This window comes from Pseudomonas baetica (assembly GCF_019733355.1).
Lineage (GTDB): Bacteria > Pseudomonadota > Gammaproteobacteria > Pseudomonadales > Pseudomonadaceae > Aquipseudomonas > Aquipseudomonas baetica_A.
The window spans coordinates 1-12865 of the sequence record NZ_JAIHLQ010000015.1; the positions used below are offsets into that span (position 1 = coordinate 1).

Below are 12865 nucleotides of genomic sequence, written 5' to 3' on the forward strand. Positions count from 1 at the left end.
GAGGTGGAACTGGTCAGTGAAAAACCGTCGCTGGACCTCGAGACCCTGCTGCACAAACCGGCCTTCCTGCAACTGTCGCCCGACGGCAGCGGCATACACGGCCAGATCTACCGCGCCGCCCAGGGTGATTCCGGCAAACGCCTGACCCGTTATTCGGTAACCCTGCGCCCGCAACTGTCGTACCTGGCGCACCGCGTCAACCAGCGCATCTTCCAGAACCTCAGCGTGCCGAAAATCATCGGTCAAGTGCTGGAAGAGCACGGCATCCAGAGCAACGCCTACGATTTCCAGACCGGTTCGATCTACCCCGAGCGCCTCTACTGCGTGCAATACGACGAATCCGACCTGCATTTCATCCAGCGCCTGTGCGAGGAAGAAGGCATTCACTACCACTTCCAACACAGCGTGGCCGGCCACAAACTGATTTTCGGCGATGACCAGACGGTGTTCCCGAAACTCCAACCCGTGGCCTATCAGCAAGACTCCGGCATGGTCGCCAACGACCCAGTGATCAAGCGCTTCGACCTGCGCCTGGAAACCCGCACCAGCCGCACCACACGCCGCGATTACGACTTCGAAAAACCACGCCTGACCCTCGAAAGCGAAAACCGTGGCGATGCCCTGCCCGACCTCGAAGACTACGATTACCCGGGCCGCTTCGTCGACCGCGAGCGCGGCAAACACCTGGCCAAACGCGCCCTCGAACGCCACCGCAGCGACTTCCAGCTCGCCGAAGGCAAAAGCGATCAGCCGTTGCTGGTCAGCGGCCATTTTCTGGCCCTGACCGAGCACCCAAAAGCCAAGTGGAACGACCTGTGGCTGCTCACCGAAGTGCTGCACGAAGGCAAACAGCCGCAAGTGCTGGAAGAGTCGGTGACCAGCGACACCACCGCGCTGAAAGACGATTTCCACCAGGGCTACCGCAACCGCTTCCAGGCCACCCCGTGGGACGTGCCGAACCGCCCGCCCCTGCGCCACCCGAAACCGCGCATCCTCGGCAGCCAGAGCGCCGTGGTCACCGGCCCCAAAGGTGAAGAAATCCACTGCGACCAGTACGGCCGCGTCAAAGTCCAGTTCCACTGGGACCGCGAAGGCCAGGCCGACGACAAAACCAGTTGCTGGCTGCGTGTCTCCAGCGCCTGGGCGGGCGCCCAGTACGGCGGCATCGCCATCCCGCGCATCGGCATGGAAGTGCTCGTCACCTTCCTCGAAGGCGACCCCGACCAACCACTGATCAGCGGCTGCCTGTACCACAAGGAAAACACCGTCCCTTATGCCCTGCCGGCGAACAAGACCCGCAGTACGTTCAAAACCCTGAGTTCCATGGGCGGCAGCGGTTACAACGAACTGCGCATTGAAGACAAGAAAGGTCAGGAGCAGATCTACCTGCACGCCCAGCGCGACTGGGACGAGAACGTTGAGCACGACCAGAAAATCCGCGTCGGCAACGAGCGCCACGACACGGTCGAGCAGAACAGCTACACGGAATTCAAGGCCGAAGAACATCACACCGTTTATGAAGATCGCAAGGTTGAGGCGCAGGCCAATGATCACCTGACGGTTGGGGTGAATCAGCACATCAAGATTGGCACCGGGCAGTTCATTGATGCGGGGCAGGAAATCCACCTGAGCAGTGGCATGAAAGTGGTGCTTGAGGCAGGTGCGGAACTGACGCTGGTCGGCGGTGGCAGCTTCATAAAAATCGATGCCGGCGGCGTGACCATGAGCGGGCCGGTAATCAACATGAACTCAGGCGGTGGTCCGGGTAGCGGCACGGGCGCTGCCCCGTTGTTGCCGGGGCCGTTGAAGCAGGCGGATGCGGATAAGGCCGGGCAGTTGTTGGTGCCGGCGTTGCGTCAAACCCTGAAACGGGCGGCCACAACGGCTCAGCCGATCTGCGAGATATGCCAAAAACTGAAGGCGATGAAATGATCCCCGGTGCCACGCGTTATCTGCTTCTGGATGGAGCAAAGATCGAAAACCTTCCGGCCCGTTTGTACAGTCTGGACGACAACCCTGTTGTCGAATGGCTGTATCACGCAACGCCCTACCAAGAGGTATTTGATGTCGGCCCTGCGCTGATCGTCTTGCGCGCCAACAGCGCACTTGAAAAAGCCTTCGCTGATGACTGGCAAAACGATGCTGGCCTCATCATCGAAAGCGATGCGCCTCTACAGCAATTGACTGAACATCTGCGCAGCCTCATCCACGCGCGGGTGACCGGTGAAGCGTCAATGCTGTTTCGGTACTACGACCCGCGAGTCATGCGCCATTGGTTGCCGGCCCTGAACCCCGGGGGAAAAGATCACGTGATGGGCCCGATCAGACGTGTACGCCTGCCAGCGCGAGAATGCCAGGAAGAACAGTGGGTCGTTCGTGAGCAGGATCGCCAAAGCGCCCAGCAATATGCTGAGCGCCCGTGGCTTTACCTTGATGAGCAACAGTTGCAACGGCTCAATCAAGGCAAGCTGGAAATGTTTGATCAACAGTTACTGGAGCACGTTCGTACCTACTTTCCCGACTGCCTGGCTCAGCGCTCGGCCGTCGAACAGCAGCAATGGGCGGTGCTTTGCCGTGAAGGCGCCGCCAGCCAGGGTTACTCGGCGCCCAACGAAGTGGCACGCTGGTCTGCTCTGGTTGCCGAGCATGGCACCGCGTTCCCCCTAGCGCCTGAACATCAGGCCTACCGCGAGATTCTTCAACAGCCGACGCTCAACGCCACACAACGCCTGGATGCCTTGTTGGTAGAACTGCATCGCCATTGGCTGCTGACTGACAAGGAGTCCAATGCATGACCACCACACCGCTCGATAAAAACCGCAACCTAGCCGCGGCCGACAACGCCGCGCAGTGCCAATTCGGCAACGAAGACTTGTCCAACCCGGGCACCGCCTGTCCTGCGCAACATCCCGAAATTTTCGTGGTTCCGAGCCGCTACGCGATGGCCGAACAGGGCGCCGACCACGCCGATTTCGCGCCTTCCAGCCCAACCAAAAGCCACCCGATGGCCTTGCGTCGCTTGCGCCCGGGCTACGTCTATCTTTGGCATGCCGAAGGACCATTGAAACGCTACGCGGTGGCATCTGATGGTTTACTGGTTGAACAACCGCTGACGCAACCCCACTCTGCTCTGACGACCGGTGAAAACGCCGGAATCGCGTTGAACAAAAGCACCGACGCGTGGATGCTCTACAGCGAAGTGCCATTGGGCAAAGACGCCTGCGAGCGCCTGAAAAAGAACGGTGAACGACGCAAGCGCATGCGTCAGATCGCCCTTACCGACATAGCCAAACGCCTATCGGCCAAACACTGCCCACCGCTCGAAAAAGCCCCGACACTGGTGGCCGAACTCATGCCGAAAGTACGCGAAAAAACCCTTGCGCATGAACATCAGAAGAACGGCTCAACTGACCGCGAAAGCGTGAAAGAACAACGCAAAACGGCGCAAGCCTCGCCTACTCAAGACAATATCAAAGCCTACTCCGCCAGCTCGGAATCTCTGCGCGAACGCGAACAGGCGGCCGGCGCGCAACCACCGGGCGAGCCGGTGGTCGAGCCCGGGACTTGGAGCGCTAGCCCTTGGGAACTGGCACCTACGCAAGCCTGGCTGGACAAAGCCAAGAGCGAATCGGCTCCGCTATATGCGGTGTTTGCTGCGCTGGATGATGATCTGGGAGTGTTGCGGGATATCGACCACGAACAGAACAAGGTCGAGGCAGAACACGAAGAGTGGGTAGCCGACAATAGCTTGCGCCAGACCATCGGCAGCTTTATCCGCAGCATGGTCACCGAAGACGGTGGCGAAGTTGCCAACCTGCTCAACTACCGGTATCGCGAACATAACCTGCAACTGACACCGGAACAGGGCGACACCCTGATCGACAGTCAGAAGCAGCTGAACACCTTGATGCTGGAAGAAACACGCATCAACCAACAACGCGGCCGACAGTATGGGCATGCCCAAGCAGATGGCCTGTTGGCTCAGGTTCGATCCCGTGAAGAAGCCGTACTGAACAAGGTGCGCAGCTTCATCCCAAGCGAATTGCATCAGGAAGCGCAACAGGTCGTGCGGGATTATCGCAAGGAAAAAGTCAGCAATCTGGAAGGTGGCGGCGGAACCAAGGTTGGTGAATACATCGACTTGGCGAGCATGGACCATTGGCTGGATCAGGAAGCGCCGCAGCACTTCAAACAGGTCGAAAAACGCCATCAGTTGCTGTACGCCGATCGCAAAACCTACCTGCCACGCAACGACAGTGGTACTTGGTTTGTCGACCAGAGCAGCGAAGAACACCTCACTTGGCTTGAAAGTTTGACGGTCGCCTGCCTCAGTGCGCAGTGCAGCCGTAGCGAAGGCGCCAAACAGTTTGCCGATTACGTGAGCAGCGATGACCCCGGCTTGCTGCGTCTGGTGTTCCAGGCGTGGAGTCCGAGCCTGGAAGCGGCGGTGAACAACACTTCACGCCTCAACGAACTGGTCACGGCGCTCAGTCTGGAAAACCTTGCCGACTCCCGCGCAGCCGCACTCAAGATTCTGGACGCGGACACCCTGCGCAATATCGAGCGGTTAGCGAGCAATCTGGAAGGTGCCTGGACGGCGACCATGACCCGCCTCGGCGCCTCTTTGATTCATGCAAGCAAAGGCACGGCGATGGCAATGGGATTATTCCTGGTCATCCGCCTCGGCGATAACACCCGTCTTGTGCAGGGCGTAGAGAACGGTATCAAGGTCTGGCGCTTGGTCGGCCAGAACGCTGAAGCCCTCAGCCAATGGACCCGAAGCACCGCCCAGGCCATCAGCCTCGGTCGCGTCAACGGCATCGTCAACGCACCCTCGATCAAAGCCTCGGGTGGCCTACTGCCGCTGGCGGCGCTGGTGGTCAACATTCTCAACGCCGGCACCTATGCAGGACAGGCAGCGGCGCTGGAAGGCAGCGATGCGCAACGGCAGGCGGATAGCATGTCAGCGTATTTGTACGCAGGGGCAGCGTTGGGGGCGGTGATTCAGAATTGGGTGATTTTGGGGAAGGGGATGAATGAGGTTAGCTTAGCTAAAGGCCAGCTCTCTTTCACTGCGCCAACTCTGACTTTATTCGGGGGAATCGTGGGAGCACTATCATTCGGAGCCGCTCTCAGTGAATACAGATCACTGCAAACTCAAATAGAAGCGTCTCAGAGCAACGTTGATCCTTGGCTAAAAGTGAAAAATTTGGCCGTTACTGGGCAAATCGCAGTTTATGGGGCTCAAGGATTGCTCGGTTTAAGCCTTACCGGCATGCGATTAGCTAACGTAATAAGTACTCCAGTCGCAATTCGCCGCTTCCGCTTGGGAATGGGCCCAGTCAACTTGCTGCTGCTCGCGTTAGGAAGTCTGTATCTTTTCGCTTGGCTCCGCCAAGCCAGTCCTTTACAAAGCTACCTTGCGAATTGCTGCTGGTCGCACCGCCGGGCAAGTGCCAACAAAACTATTGCGCCCCAGGCGCAACTGGACGAAATCAACGAACTGATGGTGATGCTGTACCAGCCTCGGCTGGCAATGGAAACCAGGGAAGTACGCATCAGCGGTTCTCTGGGCGATACCATCACCCAAGACGGTATTAGCCAACTGACCATTGATCTGCCAGGAGCCGCTCCGGGAGCTGCACAAATCGATCTATCCATGAGTGGCAATTTGACCCCTGTCTCGGCCGGATTCGGGACTGGTACGCGAGGTACTCCCACAGATCTAGGTGCCACTTGGCTGAACGCCAGCCGGTGTAGTTGGATACCAGTGGACGCAGGCCAGGGTTTGCGCCTGAGCGGGAGTTTCCCACAGCCCCTCACCCGTTTGTCCTTGCGACTGTGCTATCTCAGCCCGGTGGCACTACTTGCCGGTGTAGGTGCTACCATCGGCGGCTCAAAGGGCCAAGCCTATACCCTATCGCCTAATGGCGGGTTATTGAGCCCAGATGGTGAAATCATTATTTTACGTCCAGGAGAGCCAACCCCTGAGCTTGACCGGGCCAGCATCCACCGACTAGGGCCACAACAAAATTCGCGTTATTTGAACCCCAAGGATAAGGCATGAACTCAGCCAAACTCGGTAGCCGCAACGGACCGCTCTCACGAGAGGATTACCTGGCACCACTGGCCGTTCCGACAGGACAAACGCCCAAGGATGTCCTCAACACGATCTGGCGCAAGAACGAGGTATTTCTTGACATTGGCTCCTACAGCATTGGCTCTTTCGTCATGGTGCTTTGGCCCGTACTGCTTATTTTTATATGGTTAACCCAGGCAGTGGGTTTTGACGGATTGAATGCTGCTTACTGGTATGGGTTCATGTGTTTCTGTGGGATGCCAATTTTTTTTTTCATCTACATGTTGAGCCGCCCGGTCCCTCTCCCTGTTCGCTTCAACCGCCAGCGCCGAGAGGTCTGCGTGCCATTCGATGACGGCCGTTACTGGATCGTCCCCTGGGAACAGGTCACCGCCCAAGCAATAGCAATGGACTCTGTCGGCCAACACGGCAAAACAACTCAAGGTCTATTGGTGGTGGGCTTTCGCAATCCCGATCCCGATGCACCCGAAAAAGAACGAGACTTCAGCTTGGGATTCAGTTGCGGTGGCGGCGAAACGGCCATGTGTCTGTGGGAGTGCATGCGCAGCTACATGGAGGTTGGGCCGGAAGCCGTTCCGAAGTGCAATTTTGAGGGTGAGAACAGCCAAAAAGGCTTGATCGGCTGGACCATTAGTATTTTGTTCGACGCATTGAAATCCGCAGCCAAGGGAGACTTTAAATCTGCAATTAAAGATGTTTTCTTCACTGTCTTTTTAGGTGCTCCTTTGGGGTTTTATTTGCAAGAACGCAAGCTGGTTCCGCCACCTGACTTGAACGCCCCGGCTATAAAAGAATGGTCGAAACCGCTGCCGGCTGAGCAGTGGGCCAAACGCTCTCCTGAGTTGGCAGCAGCTATCGCCAAGCGTGAGGAGGAACTGGAGAACAAACCACAATCCGCATGACCCGAAAGCAAGAAATCCAGCTATTTGAAAGCCAAGGATAAGGCATGACATCAGCCATACCCCGCAGCCGCAAGGGACCACTCTCCCCCGGTGTCAGGATAGTTGTCGCCTCTCCGGTTTCTCCAAAAAAAGCATATCGGGGGCGGAAAGAGACTGGTCGTGCCGTACTATTCACCTGAACGCAGAGCCGCATTACTTAAGATGCTGCTTCCCCCGCTGAACCTGTCGATGGCCGAGGTTTCCCGGCGCAAAGGGGTCAGCGAAATGTCTTTGTCCAACTGGCGCAAGCAGCTCAGTTCTGAAGGAAATGCAGTGTCTGAAAACAAGCCGTTGACCGAGAACGGTATACAATCGCGGAAGGCCAAATTTGTATCGTCATGTGCAGATATCACTACTAAGAATCAAGCCCCACCGCCTGCCCCACACCTCTGACAATCATCTCCACCTCCCGCTCATCAATCGTCAGCGGCGGCAGCAGCCGTATGGTCTTGCCGCGCGTGACGTTGATCAGCAGTCCGTGATCGCGCGCAGCGATCAATGTCAGATCGCGAATCGGCTGTTTCAGCTCGATACCGATCATCAAGCCCTGCCCACGAATGGCCAGCACATTGGGGTTGTCCGCCAGCTCTGCGCGTAACCGAGTTAACAGCCGCTCACCCTGAATACGGGCGTTCTCCAGTAACCCCTGTTCTTCGATGATATCCAGCACCGTGCAAGCAACACGGCAAGCCAACGGATTACCGCCAAACGTGCTGCCATGGCTGCCCGGGGTGAACAGATCTGCCGCCCTGCCCCGCGCCAGACAAGCGCCGATCGGCACACCGTTGCCGAGTCCTTTGGCCAGCGTCATGACGTCCGGAACGATGCCCTCATGCTGAAAAGCAAACCACTGGCCGGTGCGGCCGATGCCTGTCTGAATCTCATCGAGCATCAGCAGCCAAGCGTGGCTATTACAGATTTCGCGCAGGGCCTTGAGGTAACCGGGTGGCGCGAGTTGTACGCCGCTTTCGCCCTGAATCGGCTCGACCAGAATCGCCACGATCCGCTCGCCATGCTTGCGCTGAATGTGCTCCAGTGCCGCCAGATCACCGAACGGCACTTTGACGAAATCCCCCGGCAATTCATTGAAGCCCAGGCGCACTGCCGGGCCATCGCTGGCGGACAACGTGCCGAGAGTGCGGCCATGAAAAGCGTTGACCATGACCACGACAAGCGGTTGCTCAATTCCCTTGCGCCAGCCATACAACCGCGCCAGTTTCAGCGCCGTCTCATTGGCCTCGGCCCCGGAATTGTTGAAGAACGCTCGCTCCATTCCCGACAACTCAGTCAGCCGTTTTGCAAGCTGTTGCTGCCAGTCGATGCTGTACAGGTTGGAGGTGTGCAGAAGCATTGCGGCCTGTTCGCTGATGGCATTGACGATGCGCGGATGCGAGTGCCCGACATTGGTCACCGCTACGCCCGCCACGGCATCCAGGTATTCGCGACCAGCCTGATCCCACAGGCGAGTGCCCAGGCCTCTGATGAAGCTCAGGGCCAGTGGTTGATAGGTGTTCATCAGGGCGGCGGTCATGACTTCAAACTCCAGTGAAGGTCGGTGTGTTTGCAGTATGGTTAGCCACCGAAACTGGATAAACTCGGCAAAACTTCAATCATTTATAAGCAGAGCTTGATAATGGATCTGTTTCAGTCGATGAGCGTCTACGTCAAAGTCGTCGAAGCGGGGAGCATGACGGCGGCCGCATTGCAGTGCGATATGTCGACGACGATGGTAGGCAATCATCTCCGTGCGCTGGAGCAACGGCTCGGTGTGCAACTGCTGCAACGCACCACCCGACGCCAACGACTGACTGAGTTCGGCAGCGTCTATTACCAGCGCTGCCTCGAAGTGCTGGGCCTGCTGGCCGATTCCGAACGCCTCGCCGAACAGGCTCTGGACGAACCCCGCGGCATCTTGCGCATCACCGCTCCGCTGACCTTCGGCGTTGAACGCATGGCCCCGGCGCTCAGTGAGTTTTCCCTGCAATGGCCAAAGGTCAAACTCGATGTGGTGCTGACCAACAGCCGCCCGGATCTGCTGGAAAACGGCCTCGACGTCGCTTTCCGGCTGGGCAACTTCGAGCAGTCCAACCTGATCGCGCGGCCATTGATCGATTACACGCTGACGGTCTGCGCGTCGCCGGACTATGTGGCACGGCGCGGCATGCCGCTGACGCCGCAAGACCTGCAACAGCATGACTGCCTGTCCTTCGCCTACCCCACCGGGGATGACTGGCAATCGGTGGAAAAGCGCTGGCGCCTCAGCGGCCCGGACGGCGAAATCATGGTCGATGTCAGTGGGCCAATGCTGATCAACAGCTCCGCCGGCCTGCATCAGGCGGCCCGCACCGGCATGGGCATCGTGATGCTGCCCGATGCGTTGGTGGAGCAGGATCTGCGCGATGGCAGACTGATCACGGTAATCCCCGACTACCAACCGCCCAGCCGCCCGTTACATCTGCTTTATGCCCCGGATCGCTATCGCCTGCCCAAGCTGCGGCGCTTCGTAGAATTCGCGATGCAGGCATGGGGCAGACCCTGATTCCCGGAGCCATCGAACGAGTTCCTGCGAGTCCTTTGCGCATCTGATCGAAAACTCCCAACGCACCGCTGTCGCGCTGTACTACGGACAAATCATCGGCTTCGCGCGAGGCATTACCAACGGTTTGGGATTTGAAACGTCGATGATTGCCATGGAGCGCCCGCGATTGAAATAACCGTCAAGCACGATGACAACGGCTATGATTCTCCTTTTTCCAGCACGGATGCTGCGCGATGCTCGCCATTTTGCAAAACACCCCGCTGTGGGTTTATGTGGTTTTCCTGATCCTGATGTATTACGGCCTGAAGGCGCGCAAGCCTCAGCACGAAAGCCGGTTTTCGCTACTGTCGACGCCACTGGCGCTGCTGGTCTGGTCGCTGTTTTCGCTGAACCTGTCGGTTGATCCCGGTTTTACGCTGGGCGGCTGGTTTATCGCTTTGACCCTCGGCGCCCTGTCGGCATGGCTGATTTTTTCCCGCGAGGGCGTGAAGCTCGACGACCCGGAAACCGGATTGGTCGTGCCGGGCACCTGGAAAGCGCTGATGTTGTTGCTGCTGTTTTTTGCGGTGAACTACTACATCGGCTATCAGGATGACGTGCACCCGGAACACAGCACGGCTGCGGACATGTTGTTGCTCAAGGCCGCAGCGTCCGGTTTTGTCTGCGGACTGATCAGCACCCGCTCGCTGAAGTTCTATTGGCTGCTGCGAACGCTTCAGGCACAACGCCCGTCTTTGGGCGCTCAATGATTCAGGAACCGCTCTTTACCAACACCGGTTTCTCCTGATAACGCTCCCCGAACAACTGCTTCAACTGCGCCACTTTCGGCATGTCGTTGATCACGATGTACGGGTAGCTCGGGTGCTCGGTCAGGAAGTCCTGGTGATAGTCCTCCGCCGGGTAGAAGCCGTTGTAGCTTTCCAGCTTGGTGACGATGGGTTTGCTGAAGGCATGGGTCGCGTCGAGTTGAGTGATGTAGGCCTGCGCGACTTTTTGCTGATCCGCGTTGATCGGGAACAATGCCGAACGGTATTGGGTGCCGCTGTCCGGGCCTTGGCGGTTGAGTTCGGTCGGGTTGTGCGCCACCGAGAAGTAGATCTGCAACAGGCTGCCATAGCTGACCTGCGTCGGATCGAAGGTGACTTGCACCGATTCTGCGTGGCCAGTGTCGCCGCCGCTGACCCGCTCGTACTCAGCGGTATTAGCGGCGCCGCCGGCGTAACCGGAGACCGCTTTCTGCACACCTTTTACATGCTGAAAAACACCCTGAACACCCCAGAAACAGCCGCCGGCAAAGACTGCCGTTTCACTGTGAGCCTGTGTGATTTCATCGAGGGTGGGCGGTGGAATGACCACCGCGTCTTCGCCGCCAAAGGAGAAGGCTGAACATTGGCCGATCACCCCGGCCACCGCGATACCCAACAAAACTCGACGCCAGCTCATTTGATTTTTCATGTCTGTGACTCCTGATCAACCGAAGGTAAAGGCGTAGGCCGACACGCCGGGGTCGAGAAATTCGATACTGAAGGTTCGATCCTGCACGCCGCCGGACTGTCGCACCAACTGATACAAGCGCTGTTCAGTGACTTGGCCAGAGCCATCCGGGGAGACATCGACGCCATGCGCTTCACCCGGTGCCTGACCATCAATCGACACTTTGAAACGCACCGGTTTGCCATCCGCGCCCGGCCCGAGCACCAGATGCAGGTCGCGGGCATGGAAGCGGTAAACGATACGGCTAGCCGTTGCACCGGCAGTGGCGCGTTCGGCACCGACGTTCCATTGGCCGCCGAGGCTCCAGTCATTCAGGGCCAGATGGGGCGGTGGGGTGTAGGCCGAAACTTTGTCTGGAACAAAGCTGAGTTGCGGCACGAAATGTTCTGCACGCTGGTAACCGATATACGTTTCCGGCGATTGCACTTCGTTCATGTCCGGCGCCTGTTGCACGCCTTTGGCGTCGGCATTGATCAAACCATCGGCGACGGTTTTCGAGCCTGCTTCACGCAACAATTGCTGTATGACGCGTTCCGACTCGGCGTAAGCCCCTTCACCGAAATGGTGGTAACGAATCCGTCCCTGAGCGTCAGCAAAGTAATGTGCCGGCCAGTATTCGTTGCTGAAGGCGCGCCAGATCTTGTAGTCGTTGTCGATGGCGACCGGGTAGTTGATGCCCAGTTCCTTCATGGCTTTGGTGACATTGCCGATGTCGCGCTCGAAGGCAAATTCCGGCGCGTGTACGCCGATGACCACCAAGCCTTGATCGCGATACTTTTCAGCCCAGGCTTTGACGTAGGGCAGCGTGCGCAGGCAGTTAATGCAGGAGTAGGTCCAGAAATCCACCAGCACCACTTTGCCCTTCAATGCCTGAGCGTCCAAGGGCGGCGAGTTGAGCCATTGCACGGCGCCATCCAGCGGCGGCAACCGGCCTTCGACCGGCAAGGTTGCCGGGGCCTCTGCGGCCATTTTCATCGCGCCACCGGCGGCCATCATGCTGCCGTTGGCCACATCATCTTGCGCCGGAATCTGCGCCATCATCGTGCCGTTCGGGCTCGCAGGTTTGCCCGACAGTTTGCCGACCAAAGCCTGTTCCAATCCGCCAGTGGATGCCGTTGAAAGCCGCGCGAGAATTCCGGTATCCAGCCCTAATGCAATCGCCGCCACCCCGGCCAACATCAACGCGCCCAGGCCTCGACGGATCCACTCACCGGTACCGATCGAGCGCTTCATCAGCGCAAACACCTTAGCGCCCAGCAGCAGCGCAGCCGCCAGCGAGGTGGCGGCCCCCGCCGCGTAGGCGAGCAACAACAGCGTGGTGGCGATGCTTGCCCCTTGCAGTGCGGCGCCGGTCAGAATCAGCCCCAGGATGGGGCCTGCGCAGGGTGCCCAGAGCAGCCCCGTGGCAACGCCGATCAGAAACGAAGCGCCGGGACGCGGGCGATTGTCCTGGCCGGCGGCCTCTGACAGACGACTGCCGGCCGAAACCAGCGGACGGGTCAGACGTTCGGCTACTTGCGGCAGCAGCAACGTCAGCCCGAACAGTGCAACGAACAGCAACGCGAGCCAGCGACCGTACTGATTGACTTGCACCACCCAACCGCCGCCCACCGCCGCCAACGAGGCGACGAGCGCAAAGGTGACCGCCATCCCCGCCAACAGCGGCAAGCCACTCTTGATAAATGGCTGCCCGGTGCGAGCGAAGACAAAAGGCAGAACCGGCAGGATGCACGGGCTGACGATCGTCAGCACACCACCGAGATAAGCGAGAACCAAGAGCCACATAGTGTC

At 58.6% G+C, this 12865-nt stretch carries 9 protein-coding genes and 1 pseudogene; 7 read left to right on the forward strand and 3 right to left on the reverse strand.

Annotated features, from left to right (window positions below):
- From tssI to K5E40_RS15050, 5 genes and pseudogenes are all read left to right on the forward strand, one after another.
- On the forward strand, positions 1 to 1932 hold a 1932-nt coding region (gene tssI, locus K5E40_RS15030; RefSeq protein WP_221731476.1), incomplete at its 5' end, for a type VI secretion system tip protein TssI/VgrG.
- Positions 1905 to 2795: a DUF4123 domain-containing protein gene (locus tag K5E40_RS15035; RefSeq protein WP_221731477.1), complete on the forward strand. Its 891-nt coding sequence runs from the start codon at positions 1905 to 1907 to the stop codon at positions 2793 to 2795. The genes tssI and K5E40_RS15035, both read left to right, overlap by 28 nt.
- On the forward strand, positions 2792 to 6067 hold the full coding sequence (locus K5E40_RS15040) for a toxin VasX (protein WP_221731478.1): 3276 nt from the start codon (positions 2792 to 2794) through the stop codon (positions 6065 to 6067). Before K5E40_RS15035 ends, K5E40_RS15040 begins: the two co-directional genes overlap by 4 nt.
- Positions 6064 to 7002 carry a DUF6708 domain-containing protein gene (locus K5E40_RS15045; RefSeq protein ID WP_221731479.1) on the forward strand — a complete coding sequence of 313 codons (939 nt, stop codon included), beginning with the start codon at positions 6064 to 6066 and terminating at the stop codon, positions 7000 to 7002. The genes K5E40_RS15040 and K5E40_RS15045 overlap by 4 nt, the downstream gene beginning before the upstream one ends.
- A 159-nt stretch (positions 7003 to 7161) precedes the next feature.
- Positions 7162 to 7371 (forward strand): annotated as a pseudogene (locus K5E40_RS15050) (transposase); the annotation flags it as partial.
- Between the two features lie 25 nt (positions 7372 to 7396).
- Here K5E40_RS15050 and K5E40_RS15055 read toward each other — a convergent pair.
- Positions 7397 to 8572, reverse strand: a complete 1176-nt coding sequence (locus K5E40_RS15055; RefSeq protein WP_221731480.1) for an aspartate aminotransferase family protein — start codon at positions 8570 to 8572, stop codon at positions 7397 to 7399.
- A gap of 102 nt (positions 8573 to 8674) precedes the next feature.
- Between K5E40_RS15055 and K5E40_RS15060 the strand changes: the two genes are divergently transcribed.
- Positions 8675 to 9580, forward strand: a complete 906-nt coding sequence (locus K5E40_RS15060) for a LysR family transcriptional regulator (RefSeq protein WP_221731481.1) — start codon at positions 8675 to 8677, stop codon at positions 9578 to 9580.
- 233 nt (positions 9581 to 9813) lie between these two features.
- A complete protein-coding gene (locus K5E40_RS15065) occupies positions 9814 to 10329 on the forward strand; it encodes a DUF6622 family protein (RefSeq protein WP_221731482.1) in 516 nt (171 codons plus the stop codon).
- A 1-nt stretch (position 10330) separates the two neighbouring features.
- On the opposite strand, the gene msrA is transcribed toward K5E40_RS15065, so the two are convergent.
- Positions 10331 to 11035 (reverse strand): peptide-methionine (S)-S-oxide reductase MsrA, encoded by a 705-nt coding sequence (gene msrA / locus K5E40_RS15070; RefSeq protein WP_221731483.1) that lies wholly within the window; start codon positions 11033 to 11035, stop codon positions 10331 to 10333.
- A 15-nt stretch (positions 11036 to 11050) separates the two neighbouring features.
- Complete coding sequence (locus tag K5E40_RS15075; protein WP_221731484.1) at positions 11051 to 12859, reverse strand: cytochrome c biogenesis protein DipZ; 1809 nt, start codon at positions 12857 to 12859, stop codon at positions 11051 to 11053.
- Between the last annotated feature and the right edge of the window lie 6 nt (positions 12860 to 12865).